The sequence below is a fragment of the Streptomyces hydrogenans genome, assembly GCF_014656075.1.
Taxonomy (GTDB): Bacteria; Actinomycetota; Actinomycetes; order Streptomycetales; family Streptomycetaceae; genus Streptomyces; species Streptomyces hydrogenans.
The window spans coordinates 1-21,847 of the sequence record NZ_BNBS01000135.1 but is presented as its reverse complement, the minus strand read 5'-3'; the positions used below and the strand labels follow the sequence as shown (position 1 = coordinate 21,847).

Below are 21,847 nucleotides of genomic sequence, written 5' to 3'. Positions count from 1 at the left end.
GGGGCGGCCGAGGAGGGGCCGGTGCCGGGCGGGGCGGAGGCCGGCGTGGCGCTGGTGCCGGGGTCCAGGACGCGTCCGGGGTCGCCGGCCGTGCCCGAGGCGCCGTCGGTGCCGCCGGCGGCGGTGCCGGACGAGGAGTCCGCGGCGCGCGGGGCGGTGTCGTCGCGGTCCATGAGGGCGTACGTGATGCCTCCGCCGGCCAGCAGGACGGCGGCGGCGGACGCGACGACCAGCGCGTTCGCCCGGCGGGCGGGCTTCCCCCGCCGGGCCCGGCCGGGCGGCGCCGTGACCGCCGGGACGGCCGGGACCGCCGGGCCGGCCGGGATCAGGGGCACCGGCGGCCCGAAGGCCCCGACGGGCCCGGGAGCCTCCGGGGCCGTGGCCGCCGGCGTCCCGGCCGGGTCCACGAGGGCCGCGAGCATCCGGGCCGCCTCCCTGGCGTCCGGGCGGGTGGCCGGGTCCTTGTCCAGGAGGCGGAGGAGGACCGGGGCGAGCGGGCCGGAGCGGCGGGGGTCGGGGAGCGGGTCGGCGACGATCGCGGCGAGCGTCGACCAGGTCGAGGTACGGCGGAAGGGTGAGGAGCCCTCGACCGCCGCGTAGAGGGTGGCGCCGACGGCCCAGACGTCCGCCGCCGGGGCCGGGTCGGCGCCGCGGGCCCGCTCGGGGGCGAGGAAGTCGAGGGAGCCGATGATCTCGCCGCTGCGGGTGAGGCGGGTGGCGGAGCCGTCCCCCGGGTCCTCCATGGCGGCGATGCCGAAGTCGGTGAGAACGGTGCGGCCCGAGCGGTCGAGGAGGATGTTGCCGGGCTTCACGTCCCGGTGCAGCACCCCGGCGTCGTGGGCGGCGGCCAGCGCCTCCAGGACGGCGGCGCCGATCCGTGCGGCCTCGCGCGGCTCCAGCGCGCCCCGCTCCTTGAGGACGTCGTCGAGCGAGGGGCCGTCGACCAGCTCCATGACGATGACCGGCCGGCCCTCGTGCTCGGTGACGTCGTGGACGGCGACCACCCCGGGGTGGCGGACCCGGGCCGCCGCGCGGGCCTCGCGGGTCATCCTCAGCCGCAGGTCGGCGAGTTCACCGGCGGCCGTGTCCGTGTACGTACGGAGCTCCTTGACGGCCACCTCGCGGCCCAGGACCTCGTCCACCGCGTGCCAGACCACGCCCATGCCACCGCGCCCGAGCCGGCGCACGACTCTGTAGCGGCCCGCGAGCCGCTCGTTCTCCCCCGAAGACACCGCTGCCCCGTTCCCCTGTCGATCATGCTGAACTCGACAAGAGTACGGGGCAGTTGGCGGAAAAGTGACGGATCCGCGCAGCGGAGGGTCAGCGCCCGGCGCCGGCGGTGAGGTCGCCGCGGCGCGGGGCCGCGAAGCGCTCCACGTCCGCGCGGGTCATGCCGGTGAGGGCGTCGACCTCGGCGGTGTCGAGGGCGCCGCACTGGAGGCCGCGCAGCAGGTAGGAGGAGAGGGCCTTGGCGGTGGCGGGCTCGTCCATCACGTCGCCGCCGGTGTGGTTGGCGTAGGCGGAGAGGCGCTTGGCGGCGGTCTCGAAGCCCTCGCGGTAGAAGGCGAAGACGGCGGCGTAGCGGGTGGGGATGTGGCCCGGGTGCATGTCCCAGCCCTGGTAGTAGGCGCGGGCCAGGGCGCGGCGGGTGAGGCCGTAGTGCAGCTTCCACGCCTCGTGGACGTGGGCGGTGGAGCCGACCGGGAGGACGTTGGTGGAGCCGTCGGAGACGCGTACGCCGGTGCCGGCGGCGGCGACCTGCATGATCGCCTTGGCGTGGTCGGCTGCCGGGTGGTCGCTGGCCTGGTAGGCGGCGGAGACGCCGAGGCAGGCGCTGTAGTCGAAGGTGCCGTAGTGGAGGCCGGTGGCGCGGCCCTCGGCGGCGTCGATCATGCGGGCGACGGCGGCGGTGCCGTCGGCGGCCAGGATGGACTGGCTGGTCTCGATCTGGATCTCGAAGCCGAGGCGGCCGGCGTCGAGGCCGTGGGCCTTCTCGAAGGCTTCGAGGAGCCGGACGAAGGCGGTGACCTGCTCGGGGTAGGTGACCTTCGGGAGGGTGAGGACGAGGCCGTCGGGCAGGCCGCCATTCTCCAGGAGGCCGGTGAGGAAGACGTCGGTGGTGCGGATGCCGCGGTCGCGGACGGCGGCCTCCATGCACTTCATCCGGATGCCCATGTACGGGGCGGCGCCGCCGTTCGCGTACGCCTCGTTGATCAGGCGGGCGGCCTTGGCGGCGTCCTGGTCCTCGTCGGCGCCGGCGTAGCCGTCCTCGAAGTCGACCCGGAGGTCCTCGATCGGCTCGCGCTCCAGCTTGGCGCGGACGCGGGTGTACACGTCCTCGGCGAGCTCGTCGGAGAGGCCGAGGACGGCGGCGAAGGAGGCGGCGTCCGGCGCGTGCTCGTCGAGCGCGGCGAGGGCCTGGTCGCCCCAGGACCGGATGGTGCCGGCGTCGAAGACGTTGCCGGGGACGTAGACGGTGTGGACGGGCTGGCGGGTGCCGGGGTCGCCCGGGTAGCGGCGGTCGAGCTCGGCGTCCACCGCGGCGAGGGAGGAGCTGATGCCCTCGCTGACCGCGCCCGCGAGGCTCGTCGACACCTTCTCCTGCTGACCCATCCCTGATCCCTCCTATTTTCCGCTTCACGGAATCAACAATCCGCATAGCGAAGTTAATAGTCCGCCGGGCCTGCGTCAATGGTTGTCCGAAACGGCCGGGGGCCGCACGGCGAGAATCGCCGTGCGGCCCCCTGGACCCGCGGAAGCGCTGGTCGTCAGCCCTTGCGGGACTGGACCTCCTGGGTCAGGACCGGGACGACGTCGAAGAGGTCGCCCACGACGCCGTAGTCGACGAGGTCGAAGATCGGGGCCTCGGCGTCCTTGTTGATGGCGACGATGGTCTTCGAGGTCTGCATGCCGGCGCGGTGCTGGATCGCGCCGGAGATGCCCGCCGCGATGTACAGCTGCGGGGAGACCGACTTGCCGGTCTGGCCGACCTGGTTGGAGTGCGGGTACCAGCCGGCGTCGACGGCGGCGCGGGAGGCGCCGACGGCCGCGCCGAGCGAGTCGGCGAGCGCCTCGATGACGGCGAAGTTCTCGGCGCCGTTGACGCCGCGACCGCCGGAGACCACGATCGCGGCCTCGGTGAGCTCCGGGCGGCCGGTCGACTCGCGCGCGGTGCGGGAGGTGACCTTGGTGCCGGTGGCCTTCTCCGAGAAGGAGACGGCCAGGGCCTCGACGGCGCCGGCGGCCGGGGCGGCCTCCACGGGGGCCGAGTTCGGCTTGACCGTGATGACCGGGGTGCCCTGGGAGACCCGGGACTTGGTGGTGAAGGAGGCGGCGAACGCGGACTGCGTCGCGACCGGACCCTCGTCACCGGCCTCCAGGTCCACGGCGTCGGTGATGATGCCGGAGCCGACGCGGACCGCGAGGCGGGCCGCGATCTCCTTGTTCTCGGCGGAGGACGGGACGAGCACGGCGGCCGGGGACACGGCGTCGTAGGCGGCCTGGAGGGCGTCGACCTTCGGGACGACGAGGTAGTCGGCGAACTCGGCGGCCTCGGCGGTCAGGACGCGGGTGGCGCCGTGCTCGGCGAGGACGGCGGCGGTGTCGGCGGCGCCGTTGCCCAGCGCGACGGCGACCGGCTCGCCGAGACGGCGGGCGAGGGTCAGCAGCTCCAGGGTGGGCTTGCGGACGGCTCCGTCGACGTGGTCGACGTAGACGAGAATCTCAGCCATGGGACTTCAATCTCCTGCGAACGAAAAAGGGACGGCCTGAGGGGACAGCGCGGCTCGCGGGAGCCTTAGATGAACTTCTGGCTCGCGAGGTACTCGGCGAGCTGCTTGCCGCCCTCGCCCTCGTCCTTGACGATCGTGCCCGCGGTGCGCGCCGGACGCTCGTCGGCGGAGTCCACGGCGGTCCAGGAGCCGGCCAGGCCGACCTCGTCCGCGTCGATGTCCAGGTCGTCGAGCTCCAGCTCCTCGACCGGCTTCTTCTTCGCGGCCATGATGCCCTTGAAGGACGGGTAGCGCGCCTCGCCCGACTGGTCCGTCACCGAGACGACGGCCGGGAGGGACGCCTCCAGCTGCTCGGAGGCGGTGTCGCCGTCACGACGGCCGGTGACGGTGCCGCCCTCGACCTTGACCTCGGACAGCAGGGTGACCTGCGGGACGCCCAGGCGCTCGGCCAGGATCGCCGGCAGGACACCCATGGTGCCGTCGGTGGAGGCCATGCCCGAGATGACCAGGTCGTAGCCGACCTTCTCGATCGCCTTGGCGAGCACCAGCGAGGTGGCCATGACGTCGGAGCCGTGAATGTCCTCGTCGTCGACGTGGACGGCCTTGTCGGCGCCCATGGACAGCGCCTTGCGCAGCGCGTCGCGCGCGTCCTCGGGGCCGACGGTGAGGACGGTGACCTCGGCGTCGTCCGCCTCCTCGGCGATCTGCAGCGCCTGCTCGACCGCGTACTCGTCGAGCTCCGACAGGAGACCGTCGACGTCCTCGCGGTCGACCGTCAGGTCGTCGGCGAACTTCCGGTCGCCAGTGGCGTCCGGCACGTACTTCACACAGACAACGATCCTCAAGCTCACGCCGGCTCTCCTACTGCATCGTCATAACGGGGCTGCCTTGTTGCTCGCAGCATAGGCGCCTGAAGGGCGGGTTTCCGGTCGGGGCGCCGGACGCCCGGACCAGATATTACTCGTCAGTACACCCAGTTCGTGACCAGTAAGCAAGCGCTCAGCAATGTGATCTGGCCAACGCGCGGAACACGGCCGTCACGGGAACTCTCAGTCGCGCAGAGCGTTGAAGCGCCCGTGGTGGTAGAGCAGCGGCCGGCCCGCCCCCTCGGGGTCGCCCGCGACCGCCTGCGCGATGACGATCCGGTGGTCGCCGGCGGGCACCCGGGCCACCACGCGGCACACCAGCCAGGCCAGCACGCCGTCGAGGACGGGCACGCCCTCGGGACCCCGGCTCCAGCGGGTCGGCTCGGCGAACCGGTCGGCGCCGCTGCGCGCGAAGGTGGCCGCCAGCTCCTCCTGGTGCTCGCCGAGTATGTGGACGCCGATGTGCTCGGCCTCGGCGACCACGGGCCAGCTGGAGGAGCCGGTGCCCACGCCGAAGGAGATCAGCGGCGGGTCGGCGGCGACGGAGTTGAGCGAGGTGGCGGTGAAGCCGACGGGACGCTCCCCGTGGGCGGTGATCACGGCCACGCCGGCGGCGTGGCGGCGGAAGACGGAGCGGAGCAGGTCGGGCGAGGCGGACCTGGGGGCGCCGATCGTGGGAACGGTACGGAGCTCGGGCGAAACCGTCATGGAGTTGTCCTTCGTGCGGGGCGGCTTGGAGCGGGTTCCGGGGGTGTCAGACACCCGGACAGCGCGCGCTCGCATGGCGGCCCAGGTCCACATGGGCCCGGCCGTAGAGAAGGAGGTCACCGGTCACTCCGTCAGGGTGACGACGGGTGACGGCCGAGGTCAAGTGCGTACCGGCATGTGGGAGATGTGTCACCGTGTCAGAACCCCCGGCCGCACGTCGTCACCACCGGACCGGCCGGGACCGCGCTCACAGCGCGTGACCGAGGGCGGCGATGACGTCGGCCCTGCGGGGCTGTCCGGCGGCCCGGCGCACGATCCGGCCGGCCGCGTCGAGGACGAGGACGGTGGGCGTACGGGTCACCCCGAGGTCGCGCACCAGCCCCAGGTGCTCCTCCGCGTCGATCTCCACGTGCGCGACGCCCGGCACCATGGCGGCGACCTCGTCCAGCACCCGGCGGGTGGCCCGACAGGGCTGGCAGAAGGCGGTGGAGAACTGGACGAGCGTCGCCCGCTCCCCCAGCTCCGCGCCGCCGAGGCGCTCCGGCCCGATCCGCCGTGTCGTGTCCGTCACCGTCATCCCCACCTGCCGTTTCCGCGTCCTTCTCCCCGTGCAGCGTCGCACGGCACCGTCCGATTCCCGCCACGACCACCGCGAGTGACGAGAATCTCCCCGTGCGAAGCCGCATGGACTGGTCACGGCGGCCCACATGCGGCACGATCTGCCCAAAGCCGAAAACCTACGGCCGCGTAACTTCGCCGGGAGAGCCCTCCCGAAAGGCACAGACGAAGGGGTACCTCTCCCATGGCAGAACTCGTGTACCGACCGGTGGTCGGCGCCGCGCTCACCATGTTCAAGGCGCTCGACCTCAAGATCGACACACAGGGTTCGGAGCACATCCCGCGCACCGGCGGCGCCGTCCTGGTCAGCAACCACATCAGCTACCTGGACTTCATCTTCGACGGTCTGGCCGCGCTGCCCCAGAAGCGGCTGGTGCGCTTCATGGCGAAGGAATCCGTCTTCCGGCACAAGGTCTCCGGGCCGCTGATGCGGGCGATGAAGCACATCCCCGTGGACCGGTCCCAGGGCGAGCACGCCTACAAGCACGCCCTGGAGGCGCTGCGGTCGGGCGAGATCGTCGGCGTCTTCCCCGAGGCGACCATCTCGGAGTCCTTCACGCTGAAGAGCTTCAAGTCGGGCGCGGCCCGGCTCGCCCAGGAGGCCGGGGTGCCGCTGATCCCCATGGCCCTGTGGGGGACGCAGCGGATCTGGACGAAGGGCCGGCCGCGGAACTTCAAGCGCGCCCACATCCCGGTGACGATCCGCGTCGGCGAGCCGGTGGAGGCTCCCGCCGACCAGTACGCGGGGGCGATCACCCGGCGGCTGCGCGACCGCGTCCAGGAGCTCCTGGAGGCCGCGCAGCGCGCCTACCCGGTGCGCCCGAAGGACGCCGCGGACACCTGGTGGATCCCCGCGCACCTGGGCGGCACGGCGCCGACCCCGGAGCAGCTGAAGGCCGCCGGGAAGTAGGTCCGGCCGCCGGTCACCCGAGGTCGCGGACGGTGGTCCGCGCCCCGGGGCCGATCTTCAGGGCGTCTCGGCGAGCTCCTCGCCACCGCCCTGCCGAGCAGTACCCGCCCGCGGTCCGGGGCGGTCCCCGCCGCCGGGGTCAGAGCTCCGTGGGGAGGGTCCGCCACAGGTGGGGCCGGTCGGTCGCGGCCCGGAGCGCGTGGAGGACGACCGGGTGGGGTTCGGCGTGGAGCACCGGATAGTCCACCTCGTCGATCTCGGGGCGCACGACCCAGGCCAGCCGCTCCTCCTCGATGGAGAACTGCGCGTCCACGCCGGGCGGCACGTTTCCTCGCACGTCCTGCCGGGCCCACCGCTCCTCGCCGGGCAGCCGCACCGCGACGAGCCCGTGGATCACCGGGTTCGTCCCGTCGTCGTCCGCCAGACGCTGGTAGCAGAGCGCGGCGGGGATGCCCCGGGCGCGGAGCAGGGCGGCGTACGCGACCGACTTCGCGTAGCAGATGCCGGTGCCCTGCTCCAGGACGTCGGAGGCGCGCCAGGTGACGCGGGGATCACCCGAGTCCTGGGAGTGCGGGATGGTGTCACGGACGAACTCATAGCTCGCTTTGGCGTATGAGTATGCTTCGGGGTGCGTGAGTGAGATGCGTTCCGCGGTGGCCCGCACGAGGGGATGGTCGTGGTCGACCGCCTCACCGACCGCCAGATACGCGTCGACATCAGGGTTCTCTTGCGTCAGCTCCATGAGCCGCGAGCATAGGAAGGCGGCCGAGCAGAGTCAATCTTTTTCCACTCGACCGCATACCTATTCAGTTCTGTCCGTCTCTCTACGCGCGGGCGAGCTCTTCCTTCAGGGCCTGGAGGAAGGCGTCGACGTCGTCCTCCGTGGTGTCGAAGGAGCACATCCAGCGCACGTCGCCGGCCTGCTCGTCCCAGAAGTAGAAGCGGAACCGCTTCTGGAGCCGACGGCTGACCTCGTGCGGGAGGCGCGCGAAGACCGCGTTGGCCTGCACCGGGTAGAGGATCTCCACCCCGTCCAGGGCGCCCACGCCGTCCGCGAGGCGGCGGGCCATCGCGTTGGCCTGCCGGGCGTTGCGCAGCCAGAGGTCCTTGGCGAGCAGCGCCTCCAGCTGCACCGACAGGAAGCGCATCTTGGAGGCGAGCTGCATGGACAGCTTGCGCAGGTGCTTCATGTGGCTGACGGCGTCCGGGTTGAGGACGATCACGGCCTCGCCGAAGAGCATGCCGTTCTTGGTGCCGCCGTACGAGACGACGTCGACGCCCACCGCGTTGGTGAAGGCGCGCATCGGCACGTCGAGGGAGGCGGCCGCGTTGGCTATCCGGGCGCCGTCGAGGTGCACCTTCATGCCCTTGGAGTGGGCGTGCTCGACGATGGCACGGACCTCGTCCACGGTGTAGACGGTGCCCAGCTCGGTGTTCTGGGTGATCGAGACGACCTGGGGCATCGCCCGGTGCTCGTCCTCCCAGCCCCACGCCTGCCGGTCGATCAGCTCGGGGGTGAGCTTGCCGTCCGGGGTCGGCACGGTGAGCAGCTTGAGGCCGCCCATGCGCTCCGGCGCACCGCCCTCGTCCACGTTGATGTGGGCGGACTCGGCGCAGATCACGGCGCCCCAGCGGTCGGTGAGCGCCTGGAGGGCGGTCACGTTCGACCCGGTGCCGTTGAAGACCGGGAAGGCCTCCGCGAGCGGGCCGAAGTGGCTGTGCACGATCCGCTGGAGGTGGTCCGTGTAGTCGTCCTCGCCGTAGGCGACCTGGTGGCCGTCGTTGGCGAGGGCGATCGCGGCGAGGATCTCGGGGTGGACGCCGGCGTAGTTGTCGCTCGCGAAGCCCCGGACCGACGGGTCGTGGTGACGACGGGCGTCGGTCCGGTGTCCGAGGGCGGCGGTCACGGTGCGGGGGTCAGCCACAGGCGCTGTCCGTTCACTTCCTGGGCGGGCCGCTCCCACAGACCGGCGATCTCGTCGGCCAGGTCCTTCACGTCGGTGAAGCCCGCGAACTTCGCGTTGGGGCGTTCGGCGCGCATGGCGTCGTGCACCAATGCCTTGATCACCAGGATGGCAGCCGCGGCCTGCGGGCCGTCCTCGCCCCCCAGCTTGCGGAAGGAGTCCGCCATGGCCAGCGTCCACGCCTCGGCGGCGGCCTTGCCCGCGTTGTACGCGGCGTTGTTGGCCTGCGGCTTGTGGGCGCCGACCTGGCTGATCAGGGCGTAGCGGCCGCGGCCGCCGCTGCGGAGCAGGGCGTCGTGGAAGGCGAGGGAGGTGTGCTGGACCGTGCGGATCAGGAGCTTCTCCAGGAAGTCCCAGTCCTTGAGGTCGGTCTCGGTGAAGGAGGGGCTGCCGCGCCAGCCGCCCACGAGGTGGACGACGCCGTCGACGCGGCCGAACTCCTTCTCCGTCTTGTCGGCCCACGCGCGCGTGGCGGCGAGGTCGAGGAGGTCCACGGTCTCGCCGACGACCTTCGCGCCGTGGGTCCCGCGGGCGGCCTCGACGGCTTCGGCGAGACGGGCGGGATCGGCGTCGGCGGCGACCACCGTGGCGCCGGCGCCGGCGAGGCGGATCAGGGCCGCCCGGCCGGCGGGGCCGGCCGCGCCGGCCACCGCGATGACGGCCCCGTCGAGGGGTCCACCGTTCGATTCGGCGTTCATGGGCGCCGCCTCCTCCGTGTTCGGGACGGACAGGCCGGACTCGCTCACGCGGCGACCCGCTCGGTGTCGGGCATGTCCGCGGCCGTGATGCCCTTGGTGTCCGCGATGACGCCCTTCATCTTCTTGGCGAGGGCCTCGAAGAACATGCTGAGCGGAAACTCGTCGGGAAGCACGTCGTCGACGAGCTTGCGCGGCGGGAGGGAGAGGTCCAGGGCGTCGGGGCCCTTGGCCCACTTCGAGCCCGGGTGCGGGGCCAGGTAGCCGGAGACGAACTCGTACGCCTTGAACCAGTGGACCAGCTTCGGACGGTCGATGCCGTCGCGGTAGAGGGTCTCGATGTCGGCGCAGAGGCGGTTGGTGACCTCGGGGGCGCGGTCCCAGTCGATGGTGAGGATGTTGTCCGTCCAGCGCACCACGTCGTTCTTGTGGAGGTACGCGAAGAGGAGCTGGCCGCCCAGACCGTCGTAGTTCCGGTTGCGGTCGCCGGTGAGCGGGAAGCGGAACATCCGGTCGAAGAGGACCGCGTACTGCACGTCGCGGCCGTGCGGGTTGCCCTCGCCCTCCAGCTTCACGGCCTCCTTGAAGGCGGTGAGGTCGCAGCGGAGCTCCTCCAGGCCGTACATCCAGAACGGCTGGCGCTGCTTGATCATGAAGGGGTCGAAGGGCAGGTCGCCGCGGCTGTGGGCGCGGTCGTGGACCAGGTCCCACAGGGCGAACGCCTGCTGGCAGCGGGCCTGGTCGCCGAGCATGGCGGCGATGTCCTCGGGGAGCCGGACGCCCAGGGTGTCGACGGCGGCCTCGGTGACCTTGCGGAAGCGGGCGGCCTCGCGGTCGCAGAAGATGCCGCCCCAGGTGAAGCGCTCGGGGACCTCGCGGACGGCGACGGTCTCCGGGAAGAGGACGGCCGAGTTGGTGTCGTACCCGGCGGTGAAGTCCTCGAAGGTGATGCCGCAGAAGCCGGGGTTGTCGTAGCGGGTGCGCTCCAGCTCGGAGAGCCACTCGGGCCAGACCATGCGGAGCACGACGGCCTCGAAGTTGCGGTCCGGGTTGCCGTTCTGCGTGTACATCGGGAAGAGCACGAGGTGCTGGAGCCCGTCGGCGCGGCCGGCGGCCGGGTGGAACTCGAGCAGCGAGTCCAGGAAGTCCGGGACGCCGAAGCCGCCCTCGGACCACTTGCGCAGGTCGGCGACGAGGGCGCGGTGGTACGCGGCGTCGTGCGGCACGAGCGGGGAGAGCTGCTCGACGGAGGCGACGAGGCGGTCGACGGTGAGCTCGACGAGGGAGCGGGCGGGCGCGCCCTCGGCCTCGAAGTCGACGGAGCCGTCGGCCCGCTGCCAGACGCGGATCTCCTCCACGGCGCTCTTGAGCTCCGGCCAGGCAGGGTGGTCGATCACGGGGGCGGCGGTGGCTATCCCCTCGCCGGTCACGTCCTGCACAAGAATTTCCGTCATGCCTCTTCCTCCACAGGAGAACCTTGCGTCAAGAAACCGTAACCACGCATGGCTCTTCCCCGCAAGGGGAGCAAGGGAAATTCTCCCGTGAGACACCCGCCCGACCGCATTTTTTCCTGTCGGCCGGGGGGTGAACGTGTGCTTCCGCCGGAAGGATCAGACCAGCGGCTTCACCAGGAGCTCGAAGCGGAGGTCGTCCCGCCGGGGCAGGCCGAAGCGCTCGTCGCCGTACGGGAAGGGGCTCGTCTCGCCGGTGCGCCGGTAGCCGCGCCGCTCGTACCAGGCGATCAGCTCCTCCCGGGCGGTGATCACCGTCATGTGCATCTCGCGGGCGTCCCACTCCTCGCGCACCCGCCGCTCGGCCTCCGCGATGATCAGCTTGCCGAGGCCGGCGCCCTGCAGCTCGGGCCGGACCGCGAACATGCCGAAGTAGGCGGCCTCGCCCCGGTGCTCCAGCTGGCAGCAGGCGACCGTCTCGCCGTCCCGCTCCACCAGGAGCAGCACGCTGCCGGGCGCGGTGATCACGGCGGCCACGCCCTCCGGATCGGTCCGCTGCCCGTCCAGGAGGTCCGCCTCGGTGGTCCAGCCTCCCCGGCTGGCGTCGCCCCGGTAGGCCGACTGGACGAGCGGCACCACCACGGGGACGTCGTCGAGCACCGCCCGCCGGTACGTGACGCCGACCTGCCGGCTCGTGGCGGTCTCGGGAACGGGCGTGGCGGTGTCCATCGTGCGGAGCTCCCCTCGGACGCGGTGATCGACGTGCGCGATCCTCCCGAGCCTAACGCGCGCCGCCGCACTCCCCTTCGTACGCCCGTGCGCGCCCGTGCGCCCGCGTGGGCGGCGGCCCGGAGGGGCAGCCCTGTCCTGGGGGACGAGTCGAGGGGGAGGTGTGCCGTGCACGGACCGGCCCTGTCCGGCTGGCTGCTGGTCGCGCTCTGCGCGGCGAGCGGGGCCTACTGCCTGCTGCGGATGCGGGCCTGCGCCGGCGAGGAGCGGCGCGCCGCCCGCGCGGAGGCCGTGATGGGCTTCGGCATGGCCGCGATGGCGCTGCCCGCGGCCGTCCTGAGCCCGCCGTCCTGGAGCTGGGCGGTGTACGCGGCGCTGTTCGGCGCGGTGGCCGCGGCCGACCTGTTCGCGGCGCGCCGCGACGGGCACCGGCTGCACCACGCGGTCGGCTCCCTCGCGATGGTCTACATGGCGCTCTCGATGGCTCCGGCGGCGGCCGGCGGCGCACCGGGGGCGCACACGGCGCACGGCCTGGGCGCGGGCGCCGCCGCGACGGGCGGCGTCCCCCTGCTCACCGGCGGACTGCTCCTCTACTACACGGTGTACGTGCTCCGCACCGGCGCCCGGCTCGTCCCGGTCGCCCCGCACGCGCGCGTGGCCGGCGCGAACGGCGGGGCGTCCGTGCGCGTGGCCGGCGCCGCGGGACCCGGCGCGGCGGTGGCCGGCGGGCCCGCGTGGGCGACCCGCCCGGAACTCACCCTGGTCTGCCGGCTGTCGATGGGGCTCGCCATGCTGGCGATGCTCAGCACGCTCTGAGTCCCTTGTCCCGCGCGGCTGTTCGGCCCGACGGACCCCGAAACCGTGGCGTACGTCACTTGCCGGGCGAGGCCATACCCCCGGGGAGCACCCGCTCATAGGCTGGCGTCATGTGGGTCTCCCTCGCACTGCTGCTGCTCGGCGTCCTGACCGCGCTCACCGCCCCCCGGCTGCTCGCCCGGGGCGACTGGGCGGAGCGAGAACCGGTCGTGGCGCTCTGGGTCTGGCAGTGCGTGGTGGCCGCGGTCCTGGTCAGCTTCGCCCTCTCGATGACCCTCAGCGCGGCCGCCGCCTCGCAGGCCGTGCGCGGCCAGGTCTTCGCCCCCGCGCCGCGCGCGGTGATCGACGCGTACGAACTCTCCACCGGCGGCGGCCCCTGGTCGGCCGTGCTCGCCGTGGTCCTCGCGGCCGGCGGGGTGTGGACGGGGGCCATGCTCGGCCGGGAGGTCGGCCTGGCCCGCGCCCGCCGCCGCAAGCGCCGCGACGACCTGCTGGTCCGCGCCCCGCAGCTGCCCGGGGAGGAGCCGGACGGCGGACGGCTCGTCGTCCTGGAGGGCGAGCGCCCCGACGCCTGGCTGCTGCCCGGGACCACCCCCCGGCTGGTCGTCACCACCGCCGCCCTGCGCCGGCTGAAGGGGCGCCAGCTCGACGCGCTCCTCGCCCACGAGCAGGGGCACGCCCGCGCCCGGCACGACTGGCTGCTGCACTGCTCCGGCGCGCTCGCCGCCGGCTTCCCCGGCATCCCGGTCTTCGCCGCCTTCCGCGAGGAGATGCACCGGCTGGTCGAACTGGCCGCGGACGACGTGGCCTCGCGCCGCTTCGGCCGGCTCACCATCGCGCTCGCCCTGGTGGAGCTGAACGAGGAGCGGGGGGTGTTCGCCGCCGCCCCCGGCACCGGCCCGGTGGCCGGGCTGCCCCGCCGGGTCGACCGGCTGCTCACCGCCGCGCCCCGGCTGACCGCCGGCCGCAGGCTGCGGCTGACGGCGACCGCCGCCCTCGTGCCGGTCGTCCCGGTGCTCGTCGCGTTCTCCCCCGGCCTGGCCGCGCTCGGCTGACTCGGTGGCGGCGCGGAGTGCGGCAGCCCACACGCCGACCGGTGTTGCGCGGGGCGGTCCCCGGCGGCCGGTCCGGCAGGATCGTGGAATGCGTACTTCCGCCGTGGTCACCGGAGTCCTCTCCCTGCTCCTGCTCGTGCTCGTGGTGGCCGACTGGTCCCCGCTGCTCTCCTTCGACCGCGCGGTCGACGAGGCGCTGCACCGCGACGCCCTGGCCCGCCCCGGCTTCACCCACCTCAACCGCGTGCTGAGCGACTGGGTGTGGGACCCGTGGACGCTGCGCGCGCTGGCCTTCGCCGTCGCCCTGCTCCTCGCCCGGTACGGACGCCGACGCCTGGCGCTGTGGGTGGTGGGGACGGTGCTGGCCTCCCTCGGGGTGCAGCAGGCGGTGAAGGCGCTGGTCGGCCGGGAGCGGCCGGTCTGGCGCGACCCGGTGGACTCCGCCCACTTCGCCGCCTTCCCGTCCGGGCACGCGATGACGGCCGCCGTGGTCTGCGGGCTGCTGCTGTGGGTGCTCGCGCTCGTCGGCCGGGAGCCGTGGCGGGGCTGGGGCACGGTGGCCGGGATCGCCGTGGTCTCGGTCCTCGGGGTCGGCTGGACCCGGATCTACCTCGGCGTGCACTGGCCGTCGGACGTGCTGGCCGGCTGGCTGATGGGCTGGTGCTGCGTGGCCGTCGCCATCCTGGCGTACCGCCGGAGCCTCGTCGTCCGCCCCCTTCCCGCGCCGGAGCGCGACCATGGAGGGGAGGGGACATGACGAGGCCGCCCTCCCTGGACGATCCCCCGTGTCGCCCAGGAAAGGCGGCCCCTCCCGCCGTCTCGCCACAGGGGCGGGCCGACGGGCCACGCTGAGTATATTGGCCGCGAGCCAGTCAACGCAGGAGCCCAGCATGACGCCGCGTAGCCCATCGGTCAACGAAGAGCTTCGGCGACGCTCGCGGGAGCGGATCCTGGAGGCGACCGTCGAGCTGGTCGGGGTCCACGGCTACGAGGCGACCACCCTCGGCGACATCGCCCGGCAGGCCGGGGTGGCGCGGGGCCTGGTCTCGTACTACTTCGCCGGCAAGCGCCAGCTGCTCCAGTCGGCGGTGCACCGGCTGATGCACCTCACGCTCGCCGAGGCGCTGGAGCGCCCGCCGCGCACCGAGGACGGGCGGGAGCGGATGGCCCGGGCGATCGACGCGATCCTGGGGCTCGCGGTGACCCGGCCGACGCTGATGCGGACCCACATGGCCGGCATCCTCCAGGCCGAGGGCTTCGTCCGCTGCGAGGAGCAGCAGCGGCTCGCCTTCCTGCTGCGGGACACGGTGGAGCGGTACGGCTCCGAGGACGTGGACCGGGACTACCCGCTGCTGCGGGCGCTGCTGATGGGCGCGGTGGTCGGGGTGCTGCTGCCGGGCGCGCCGATGCCGATGGCGCGGCTGCGCGCGGAGCTGTTCCACCGGTACGGACTCGCGTGGGACAGCGGCATGCCGCCGGACGGTGGTCCGCCCGACGGCATGCTCTGACGCGTCCTGTCCGGATGGGGCGACGGTCAGTCGCGGTCGCCGAAGTCCTCGAAATAGTCCGGCTGCGTCTGGACGTTGAGCTCGTCCATGCGGATCCGCTTCGCGGGGTCGGTGCGCCGGTCGGAGATCTTCAGGACGTCGAGGCCCCGGGCGATCTCGTTCGAGTAGATGTGGCCGTTGTAGTAGTAGGCGGACCAGGATCCGCCGGTGGTGAGCGCGGTGTCGGAGACCGGGCCGCGGTCGAAGTAGCCGATCTCCTTCGGGTGCGCGGAGTCGGTGAAGTCCCAGACCGAGACGCCGCCCTGGTACCAGGCCTGGACCATGAGGTCCTTGCCCTTGACCGGGATCAGCGAGCCGTTGTGGGCCACGCAGTTCTCGGTGTCGGCCTGGGGGCGCGGGATCTTGTAGTAGCTGCGGAAGACGAGCTTGCGCTTGTCGCCCTTGCCGACGATGTCGTAGATGCCGTTGGCGCCGCGGTTCGGGCCGACGACCGTGTTGCAGGTCGCGCCGCCACCGCCGCCGAGCTCGTCGGTGAAGACGACCTTGTTGGCCTTCTGGTTGAAGGTCGCGGAGTGCCAGAAGGCGAAGTTGACGTTGTCCTGGACCTGGTCGATCACCCGGGGGTGCTCGGGGTCGGAGACGTCGAAGAGGATGCCGTCGCCCATGCAGGCGCCGGCCGCGAGGTCCTTGCCGGGCAGCACGGTGATGTCGTGGCAGCCGGTGGTCTTGGAGACGCCCGGGTTGGTGGGACCGCCGGGGTTGCCGCCGCCGTCCGGGCCCTCACCGGGGAAGAGGACGGGGAAGTTGACGATGCGGGCCTGCTCGGGCGCCTTGCGGGGCACCTTGATGACCGAGATGCCGTCGTGCGGCGGCCGGCAGTCGGGGAAGGCCGCGTTGGGCGAGTAGGAGGAGACGTAGACGTACACGTCCTTGCGCTGCGGCAGGATCGTGTGGGTGTGGGAGCCGCAGGCGGTCTCGACGGAGGCGACGTACTTCGGGTTCGCGATGTCGCTGATGTCGAAGATCTTCATGCCCTCCCAGGACTCCTTGACCGAGGCGGGCTGCGTCGTGCTGGCGCACGAGTCGTCGCTGCGGGAGGAGTCGGTGGAGAGGAAGAGGAGGTTCCCGGAGACCGAGATGTCGTTCTGGGAACCAGGGCAGAGGACCTGGGCGACGGTCTTCGGGCTCTTCGGGTCGCTGATGTCGAAGATCCGGAAGCCGTCGTAGTTCCCGGCGAAGGCGTACCTGCCCTGGAAGGCCAGGTCGGTGTTGAGGCTCTTGAGCGCGTCCTTGGGCACGTTCGCCAGGTGTGCGATGTTGTCGGTTCGGACGATCTCGTCGACGCCGGGTATCTCGCCGCTCCGGATCGCCGACCGGGCCTCGGCCGCCCGCTCCGCCGAGACGGGCGTCTGGACCGGCGCGTCTCCCGGGTCGGGGGTGGCGGCGGCGGTGCCGGTGGCGAGCAGGGCGGCCAGCAGGCCGGCGGCGGCGGTGGCCGCGCCGATGCGTCTGAACCGGGACCGCGGACTGTGCGGGGTAGGCAACGAAGTCACTCCGTCCTCCGTGTTTTCCGTTCAATGCTGAACGGTGCTGGACCCCGGCAGTATGTTCCTTGGCGTGCACATCCCAACAGATGGCAACACAGATGTAATGAAGGAACCTGGGCAACTCCCCCGCAAGAAGTGCTAGGAACGGCCCCTGTGCCCGCAAATCCCCCTGGAGGTACCGTTGCTGATCCGTCGTCGCCGTGCCGTCGCCGCCGTGACCCTCTCCGCCCTGGCCGTACTCGCCCTGGGCGCCTGCGAGTCGGGCTCCGGCTCCGCTTCGCCGAAGCCCACGGCGGCGGCCGGAACGGGCGGGGTGGTGGTGCCGGGCAAGCCCGGCGAGCCGGCCCGGCGGGTCTCGCCCGAGGAGGCGGCGAGCCTGCTCCCCGACGAGCGGCCGAACGGCGCGGACTTCCGGTACGTGCAGATGATGGTCGTGCACCATCGCCAGGCCCTGACCATGACCTCACTGGCTCCCACCCGCGCCGGCTCGTCGCAGGTCAGGAAGGTGGCCGAGCGGATCGCGGCGGCGCAGCAGCCGGAGATCGGCGCCATGGAGGGGTGGCTGGAGTCGAACGGCGGGCCCCGGGACCAGGGCGCGCACGACCATCACACGATGCCGGGCATGGCGACCGAGGCCCAGCTGGCGGAGCTGCGCGCGGCGAAGGGCGCGGCCTTCGACGAGCTCTTCCTGAAGCTGATGGTCACGCACCACGAGGGCGCCGTCACCATGGCGGCCGAGGTGCTGGCGCAGGGCAACAACGTGCTGGTGGAGGAGATGGCGAACGACGTGATCGCGCAGCAGACGGCCGAGATCAACCGGATGCGGTCGCTGTGAGCCCCGCGGCGGCCGACGGGCCGCCGGCCGGAGCCCCCCGACGCGGACGCCGGCGGGCGGATCACGCGCCGGCCGGCTCCAGACGGGCGGACTGCGCCTCGGCCGCCGCCAGGACCGTGTCGAGGAGGCCCGGGAAGAGGGCGTCGAGGTCGGTCCTACGCAGGCCGTTGAGCTTGGCGGTGCCGCGGTAGTCCTGGCGGATGACGCCGGCCTCGCGCAGCACCCGGAAGTGGTGGGTGGTGGTCGACTTGGTGACCGGGAGCACGAAGTGGGAGCAGCTCAACTCGGTCTCGGCGGCGGCCAGTTCGCTCACGATCCGCAGCCGTACGGCGTCCGAGAGCGCGTGCAGCACGAGCTCCAGGCGGATCTCCCCGGGCGCGGGGTGCTCCAGGAGACGGGGGGTGGCGGGGGTCGACATGGCGGCGGCTCCACTTTCTCCCGAGGGACGGTTCCGCCCGAAGGGCGGCTCTTCCCGGATGACGGTATCCCCCGGCCGGGCGCCGGTTCCCCCCGGGGACGGTTCTTCCCGGGGCCCCTCACGGGAGTCGCCCCCTCCCAGGGACGGTCCTCCCCCGGGCCGACTCGTCCGGGGCGGGTCCGGGACGGCTTCATTGTACGAGAACCCTCGTAGTTTGACAGTCGCCGTACTACGATGAGTATCGTACGAGTATCCCGCCGGGCCCCACCGTCCGGCACTTCCGGCCGTCCCGAAACGGAGTCCCCGATGAGCGCCGCCCTCTTCGAGCCCTACACCCTCCGCTCGCTGACCGTCCCGAACCGCGTCTGGATGGCGCCGATGTGCCAGTACTCGGCGGAGGTCTTCGGCCCGAACGCCGGTGTCGCCACCGACTGGCACTTCGCCCACTACGCGTCCCGCGCCACCGGCGGCGCCGGCCTGATCCTGGTCGAGGCCACCGCCGTCGCCCCCGAGGGCCGGATCAGCCCCGCCGACCTCGGACTGTGGAACGACACCCAGACCGAGGCGCTGCGCCGGATCGCCGGCTTCCTCAAGGCGCACGGCACGGTGCCGGGCATCCAGATCGCCCACGCCGGCCGCAAGGCCGCCACCGAGCGCCCCTGGCTCGGCCGCGGCCCCGCCCCGGCGGAGGAGGCGTGGCAGCCGGTCGCGCCGAGCCCGGTCCCCTTCGACGAGGGCTACACCGTGCCGGCCGAGCTGACCGAGGACGGCATCCGGGAGGTCGTGGACCACTTCGCGGCCGCGGCCCGCCGCGCGCTGGCCGCCGGCTTCGAGGTCGTCGAGGTGCACGGCGCCCACGGCTACCTCATCGGCGAGTTCCTCTCCCCGCACAGCAACCACCGCACCGACGCCTACGGCGGCTCCTTCGAGAACCGGACCCGGCTCGCCCTGGAGGTCGTGGACGCGGTCCGCGCCGTCTGGCCCGAGGAACTGCCCGTCTTCTTCCGCGTCTCCGCCACCGACTGGCTGGAGGAGGCGGGCTGGACCCCGGACGAGACCGTCCGCTTCGCCGCCCTGCTGCGCGAGCACGGCGTCGACCTCCTCGACGTCTCCAGCGGCGGCAACGGCGGCCCCGCCCGGATCCCGGTCGGCCCCGGCTACCAGGTGCCCTTCGCCGCCCGGGTGAAGGCCGAGACCGGGCTGCCGGTCGCCGCCGTCGGCCTCATCACCGAGCCCGCGCAGGCCGAGAAGATCCTCGCCAACGGCGAGGCCGACGCGGTCCTCCTCGGCCGCGAGCTGCTCCGGGACGCGTCCTGGCCCCGCCGGGCCGCGCGCGAACTCGGCGCCTCCACCTTCGCGCCGCCGCAGTACGCCTGGGCGATCTGACCCGCCCCGCGAGGACACCCCGTGGCCCGACGGTCACGGGGTGTCCTCGTGCGCCGTTGTCGGTGGCGGGGTGCAGACTGGCCCGTATCCGCGACAACGGCGTCCTGGAGGTGGGCCCCATGCCCGATGTACTTCTCACCGTAGGCACCCGCAAGGGACTCTTCATCGGCCGCAGGCACGACGGGCGCTGGGAGTTCGACGATCCCCACTTCCCCGCCCAGGCCGTCTACTCGGTGGCCATCGACACCCGGCCGGACACCCCCCGGCTGCTGGTCGGCGGCGACAGCTCCCACTGGGGGCCGTCCGTCTTCCACTCCGACGACCTGGGGCGGAGCTGGACCGAACCGCCCGCGCCCGCCGTCAAGTTCCCCCAGGAGACCGGCGCCTCCCTGGAGCGCGTCTGGCAGCTCCACCCGGCCCCGGCCCACTCCCCCGGCGTCGTCTACGCGGGCACCGAACCCGCCGCCCTCTTCCGCTCCGACGACGGCGGCGAGTCCTTCGCCCTGGTCCGGCCGCTGTGGGAGCACCCGACCCGCTCCCAGTGGGTGCCGGGCGGCGGCGGCGAGGCCGTGCACACCGTCGTCACCGACCGCCGCGACCCCGACGCCGTCACCGTCGCCGTCTCCACCGCCGGCGTCTTCCGCAGCCGGGACGGCGGCACCTCCTGGGCCCCCTCCAACCACGGCGTCTCCGCCGTCTTCCTGCCCGACCCGGACCCGGAGTTCGGCCAGTGCGTCCACAAGATCGCGCAGGACGCGGGCGACCTGGACCGGCTGTACCTCCAGAACCACTGGGGCGTCTTCCGCAGCGACGACGCGGGCGCCAACTGGACGGACATCGGCGGATCGCTCCCCTCCGACTTCGGCTTCGCCGTGGCCGCGCACCCGCACCGCCCCGGCACCGCCTACGTCTTCCCCATCACCGCCGACTCCGACCGCGTCCCGGCCGAGCGCCGCTGCCGGGTCTACCGCACCACGGACGCCGGCACGAGCTGGGAGCCCCTCTCCCGGGGACTCCCGGAGGGCGACCACTACGGCACGGTGCTGCGCGACGCCCTGTGCACCGACGACGCCGACCCGGCGGGCGTCTACTTCGGCAACCGCAACGGCGAGGTCTACGCGAGCGACGACGACGGCGACAGCTGGCGGCTCCTCGCCGACCACCTGCCGGACGTCCTGTGCGTGCGGGCGGCGGTGATCTGAACTCCCCGCCGCCGCACGCCCGTCGGTGTCCCGCTCAGGGCAACAGCCAGTCCACCGGCTCGGCGCCCTGGGCGACCAGCATCTCGTTCGCCCTGCTGAAGGGCCGGGAGCCGAAGAAGCCCCGGTCCGCGGAGCGCGGCGACGGGTGCGCCGACTCCACGGCCGGGAGACTGCCCAGCAGCGGACGGGCGTTGCGGGCGTCACGGCCCCAGAGGATGGAGACCAGCGGCTTGCCGCGGGCGGCGAGCGCGCGGATGGCCTGCTCGGTGACCTCCTCCCAACCCTTGTTCCGGTGGGCGCCCGCGTTGCGCGGGGAGGTGGTCAGCGTCCTGTTGAGCAGCAGGACGCCCTGCCGGGTCCACGGCGTGAGGTCGCCGTTGGAGGGACGGGGGTGGCCCAGGTCGGTGTGCATCTCCCAGAAGATGTTGAGGAGACTGGCCGGCAGCTGCCGCACCTCCGGGGCCACCGCGAAGCTCAGGCCGATCGCCATCCCCGGCGTGGGATAGGGGTCCTGACCGACGATCAGCACCCGCACGTCGTCGAACGGCTGCTGGAAGGCGCGCAGTACGTTCGGCCCCGAGGGCAGATAGCTCCGGCCCGCGGCGATCTCGCCCCGCAGGAAGTCGCCCATCTCGGCCACCCGGCCCGCGACGGGCTCCAGGGCCTTGGCCCAGCCGGGCTCCACCAGTTCGTTCAACGGTCTCGCAGTCACGGTCCGTCACTCTAGCGGCCTACACCGACAACGCCCTCCGCCCTAGACTGCGGGCCCCAGACCCCACCCGGTGAGGACGGTTGCAGCGTGGATTCCGAGAGCGGACGCGGCGGCGGACCGGTGGACGCGCTGGTCGTCGGGATCGACTCGGGCGGGTCGGGGCTCCGGGTCGCCCTCGCCCGGGCCGCCGACGGGACGGTGCTCGGCCGGGCGGCCGCACCAGGCCCCGTGCGGACCGGACCGGGCGGGATCTCCGCCGCCCACTTCCTGGAGTCGGTGCTGCCGGCCGTCGCCGCGCTGCGCGCCGGGGCCGGAGGCGACCGGCCGGTGCTCGCCGCCGCCGTGGGCGCCGCCGGGATGGCCACCCTGGGCGAGGAGCTGCGGGCCGTCCTCCCGGGGGCCTTCGCCGACGCCTGGAAGGTCCGCGGGAGCCGGCTCGCCGCCGACGCCGTCACCGCCTACGCGGGGGCGCTCGGCGCGCGGCCCGGCGCGGTCGTCGCGGGCGGCACCGGTCTGATCGCCCTCGGCACCGACCTGCGCGGCTGGCGCCGGGCCGACGGCTGGGGTCATCTCCTGGGCGACTGCGGCAGCGGCGCCTGGATCGGCCGCGCGGGCCTGGAGGCGGCCCTGCGGGCGCACGACGGCCGGCGCGGCGGTTCGCCGGCGCTGCTGGCCCGCGCGGAGAAGCTGCACGGA

23 protein-coding genes are annotated in these 21,847 nt (G+C 73.2%); 9 read left to right on the top strand and 14 right to left on the bottom strand.

Annotation, left to right across the window (positions count from 1 at the left end):
* The 6 genes from IE321_RS35190 to IE321_RS35165 all read right to left on the bottom strand — a co-directional run.
* The coding region (locus IE321_RS35190) for a serine/threonine-protein kinase (RefSeq protein ID WP_190225890.1) at positions 1-1,232 on the bottom strand (1,232 nt) is incomplete at its 3' end.
* 88 nt (positions 1,233-1,320) lie between these two features.
* Positions 1,321-2,613 (bottom strand): DUF6986 family protein, encoded by a 1,293-nt coding sequence (locus tag IE321_RS35185; protein WP_190225889.1) that lies wholly within the window; start codon positions 2,611-2,613, stop codon positions 1,321-1,323.
* Between the two features lie 155 nt (positions 2,614-2,768).
* Complete coding sequence (locus IE321_RS35180; protein ID WP_190225888.1) at positions 2,769-3,731, bottom strand: electron transfer flavoprotein subunit alpha/FixB family protein; 963 nt, start codon at positions 3,729-3,731, stop codon at positions 2,769-2,771.
* 65 nt (positions 3,732-3,796) lie between these two features.
* The gene (locus tag IE321_RS35175; protein WP_079022082.1) at positions 3,797-4,582 is read right to left on the bottom strand and encodes an electron transfer flavoprotein subunit beta/FixA family protein; all 786 of its coding nucleotides are present in this window, start codon (positions 4,580-4,582) and stop codon (positions 3,797-3,799) included.
* A gap of 198 nt (positions 4,583-4,780) precedes the next feature.
* Positions 4,781-5,305, bottom strand: a complete 525-nt coding sequence (locus IE321_RS35170) for a flavin reductase family protein (protein WP_043225130.1) — start codon at positions 5,303-5,305, stop codon at positions 4,781-4,783.
* A gap of 247 nt (positions 5,306-5,552) precedes the next feature.
* On the bottom strand, positions 5,553-5,882 hold the full coding sequence (locus IE321_RS35165) for a TlpA family protein disulfide reductase (protein WP_043225131.1): 330 nt from the start codon (positions 5,880-5,882) through the stop codon (positions 5,553-5,555).
* 225 nt (positions 5,883-6,107) lie between these two features.
* Here IE321_RS35165 and IE321_RS35160 point away from each other — a divergent pair, with 225 nt between their 5' ends.
* The gene (locus IE321_RS35160; RefSeq protein WP_043225132.1) at positions 6,108-6,833 is read left to right on the top strand and encodes a lysophospholipid acyltransferase family protein; all 726 of its coding nucleotides are present in this window, start codon (positions 6,108-6,110) and stop codon (positions 6,831-6,833) included.
* Between the two features lie 139 nt (positions 6,834-6,972).
* Here IE321_RS35160 and IE321_RS35155 read toward each other — a convergent pair whose 3' ends face one another.
* From IE321_RS35155 to IE321_RS35135, 5 genes are all read right to left on the bottom strand, one after another.
* Complete coding sequence (locus IE321_RS35155; RefSeq protein WP_190225887.1) at positions 6,973-7,575, bottom strand: transglutaminase-like domain-containing protein; 603 nt, start codon at positions 7,573-7,575, stop codon at positions 6,973-6,975.
* Between the two features lie 82 nt (positions 7,576-7,657).
* Positions 7,658-8,758, bottom strand: a complete 1,101-nt coding sequence (locus tag IE321_RS35150) for a threonine aldolase family protein (protein WP_372470232.1) — start codon at positions 8,756-8,758, stop codon at positions 7,658-7,660.
* Positions 8,737-9,495: an SDR family NAD(P)-dependent oxidoreductase gene (locus tag IE321_RS35145; RefSeq protein ID WP_190225886.1), complete on the bottom strand. Its 759-nt coding sequence runs from the start codon at positions 9,493-9,495 to the stop codon at positions 8,737-8,739. Before IE321_RS35145 ends, IE321_RS35150 begins: the two co-directional genes overlap by 22 nt.
* A 44-nt stretch (positions 9,496-9,539) precedes the next feature.
* A complete protein-coding gene (locus IE321_RS35140) occupies positions 9,540-10,946 on the bottom strand; it encodes a DUF6421 family protein (RefSeq protein WP_043225137.1) in 1,407 nt (468 codons plus the stop codon).
* 156 nt (positions 10,947-11,102) lie between these two features.
* Positions 11,103-11,672, bottom strand: a complete 570-nt coding sequence (locus IE321_RS35135) for a GNAT family N-acetyltransferase (RefSeq protein ID WP_190225885.1) — start codon at positions 11,670-11,672, stop codon at positions 11,103-11,105.
* A 168-nt stretch (positions 11,673-11,840) separates the two neighbouring features.
* Here IE321_RS35135 and IE321_RS35130 point away from each other — a divergent pair, with 168 nt between their 5' ends.
* The 4 genes from IE321_RS35130 to IE321_RS35115 all read left to right on the top strand — a co-directional run bounded on the left by IE321_RS35130 (position 11,841) and on the right by IE321_RS35115 (position 15,051).
* Positions 11,841-12,488: a DUF5134 domain-containing protein gene (locus IE321_RS35130; protein WP_190225884.1), complete on the top strand. Its 648-nt coding sequence runs from the start codon at positions 11,841-11,843 to the stop codon at positions 12,486-12,488.
* A 110-nt stretch (positions 12,489-12,598) separates the two neighbouring features.
* Positions 12,599-13,543 carry a M56 family metallopeptidase gene (locus IE321_RS35125; protein ID WP_190225883.1) on the top strand — a complete coding sequence of 315 codons (945 nt, stop codon included), beginning with the start codon at positions 12,599-12,601 and terminating at the stop codon, positions 13,541-13,543.
* Between the two features lie 88 nt (positions 13,544-13,631).
* On the top strand, positions 13,632-14,300 hold the full coding sequence (locus tag IE321_RS35120) for a phosphatase PAP2 family protein (RefSeq protein ID WP_190225882.1): 669 nt from the start codon (positions 13,632-13,634) through the stop codon (positions 14,298-14,300).
* A gap of 133 nt (positions 14,301-14,433) precedes the next feature.
* Positions 14,434-15,051: a TetR/AcrR family transcriptional regulator gene (locus IE321_RS35115; protein WP_043225141.1), complete on the top strand. Its 618-nt coding sequence runs from the start codon at positions 14,434-14,436 to the stop codon at positions 15,049-15,051.
* Between the two features lie 26 nt (positions 15,052-15,077).
* Here the strand turns inward: IE321_RS35115 and IE321_RS35110 are convergent, their stop codons facing one another.
* Positions 15,078-16,595: an LVIVD repeat-containing protein gene (locus IE321_RS35110; RefSeq protein WP_190225891.1), complete on the bottom strand. Its 1,518-nt coding sequence runs from the start codon at positions 16,593-16,595 to the stop codon at positions 15,078-15,080.
* 184 nt (positions 16,596-16,779) lie between these two features.
* Between IE321_RS35110 and IE321_RS35105 the strand changes: the two genes are divergently transcribed.
* Positions 16,780-17,433 (top strand): DUF305 domain-containing protein, encoded by a 654-nt coding sequence (locus IE321_RS35105; protein ID WP_190225881.1) that lies wholly within the window; start codon positions 16,780-16,782, stop codon positions 17,431-17,433.
* A gap of 61 nt (positions 17,434-17,494) precedes the next feature.
* On the opposite strand, the gene IE321_RS35100 is transcribed toward IE321_RS35105, so the two are convergent.
* Positions 17,495-17,851 (bottom strand): ArsR/SmtB family transcription factor, encoded by a 357-nt coding sequence (locus IE321_RS35100; RefSeq protein ID WP_190225880.1) that lies wholly within the window; start codon positions 17,849-17,851, stop codon positions 17,495-17,497.
* Between the two features lie 306 nt (positions 17,852-18,157).
* On the opposite strand from IE321_RS35100, the gene IE321_RS35095 reads away from it, so the two are divergent.
* Both IE321_RS35095 and IE321_RS35090 read left to right on the top strand, forming a co-directional pair.
* Positions 18,158-19,237, top strand: a complete 1,080-nt coding sequence (locus IE321_RS35095; protein ID WP_190225879.1) for an NADH:flavin oxidoreductase/NADH oxidase — start codon at positions 18,158-18,160, stop codon at positions 19,235-19,237.
* Positions 19,238-19,356: 119 nt separating this feature from the next.
* The gene (locus IE321_RS35090; protein WP_190225878.1) at positions 19,357-20,439 is read left to right on the top strand and encodes a WD40/YVTN/BNR-like repeat-containing protein; all 1,083 of its coding nucleotides are present in this window, start codon (positions 19,357-19,359) and stop codon (positions 20,437-20,439) included.
* Positions 20,440-20,473: 34 nt separating this feature from the next.
* On the opposite strand, the gene IE321_RS35085 is transcribed toward IE321_RS35090, so the two are convergent.
* Positions 20,474-21,151 carry a uracil-DNA glycosylase gene (locus IE321_RS35085; RefSeq protein ID WP_190225877.1) on the bottom strand — a complete coding sequence of 226 codons (678 nt, stop codon included), beginning with the start codon at positions 21,149-21,151 and terminating at the stop codon, positions 20,474-20,476.
* Between the two features lie 87 nt (positions 21,152-21,238).
* Here IE321_RS35085 and IE321_RS35080 point away from each other — a divergent pair.
* Positions 21,239-21,847: BadF/BadG/BcrA/BcrD ATPase family protein (locus tag IE321_RS35080; RefSeq protein ID WP_308439736.1), on the top strand; the 609-nt coding region annotated here is incomplete at its 3' end.

Excerpts from the sequence above, each read along its gene's own strand:
- IE321_RS35185 (WP_190225889.1), bottom strand. The coding sequence starts at position 2,613 with ATGGGTCAGCAGGAGAAGGTGTCGACGAGCCTCGCGGGCGCGGTCAGC.
- IE321_RS35180 (WP_190225888.1), bottom strand. The coding sequence starts at position 3,731 with ATGGCTGAGATTCTCGTCTACGTCGACCACGTCGACGGAGCCGTCCGC.
- IE321_RS35170 (WP_043225130.1), bottom strand. The coding sequence starts at position 5,305 with ATGACGGTTTCGCCCGAGCTCCGTACCGTTCCCACGATCGGCGCCCCC.
- IE321_RS35165 (WP_043225131.1), bottom strand. The coding sequence starts at position 5,882 with ATGACGGTGACGGACACGACACGGCGGATCGGGCCGGAGCGCCTCGGC.
- IE321_RS35160 (WP_043225132.1), top strand. The coding sequence starts at position 6,108 with ATGGCAGAACTCGTGTACCGACCGGTGGTCGGCGCCGCGCTCACCATG.
- IE321_RS35155 (WP_190225887.1), bottom strand. The coding sequence starts at position 7,575 with ATGGAGCTGACGCAAGAGAACCCTGATGTCGACGCGTATCTGGCGGTC.
- IE321_RS35145 (WP_190225886.1), bottom strand. The coding sequence starts at position 9,495 with ATGAACGCCGAATCGAACGGTGGACCCCTCGACGGGGCCGTCATCGCG.
- IE321_RS35140 (WP_043225137.1), bottom strand. The coding sequence starts at position 10,946 with ATGACGGAAATTCTTGTGCAGGACGTGACCGGCGAGGGGATAGCCACC.
- IE321_RS35135 (WP_190225885.1), bottom strand. The coding sequence starts at position 11,672 with ATGGACACCGCCACGCCCGTTCCCGAGACCGCCACGAGCCGGCAGGTC.
- IE321_RS35125 (WP_190225883.1), top strand. The coding sequence starts at position 12,599 with ATGTGGGTCTCCCTCGCACTGCTGCTGCTCGGCGTCCTGACCGCGCTC.
- IE321_RS35120 (WP_190225882.1), top strand. The coding sequence starts at position 13,632 with ATGCGTACTTCCGCCGTGGTCACCGGAGTCCTCTCCCTGCTCCTGCTC.
- IE321_RS35115 (WP_043225141.1), top strand. The coding sequence starts at position 14,434 with ATGACGCCGCGTAGCCCATCGGTCAACGAAGAGCTTCGGCGACGCTCG.
- IE321_RS35100 (WP_190225880.1), bottom strand. The coding sequence starts at position 17,851 with ATGTCGACCCCCGCCACCCCCCGTCTCCTGGAGCACCCCGCGCCCGGG.
- IE321_RS35095 (WP_190225879.1), top strand. The coding sequence starts at position 18,158 with ATGAGCGCCGCCCTCTTCGAGCCCTACACCCTCCGCTCGCTGACCGTC.
- IE321_RS35090 (WP_190225878.1), top strand. The coding sequence starts at position 19,357 with ATGCCCGATGTACTTCTCACCGTAGGCACCCGCAAGGGACTCTTCATC.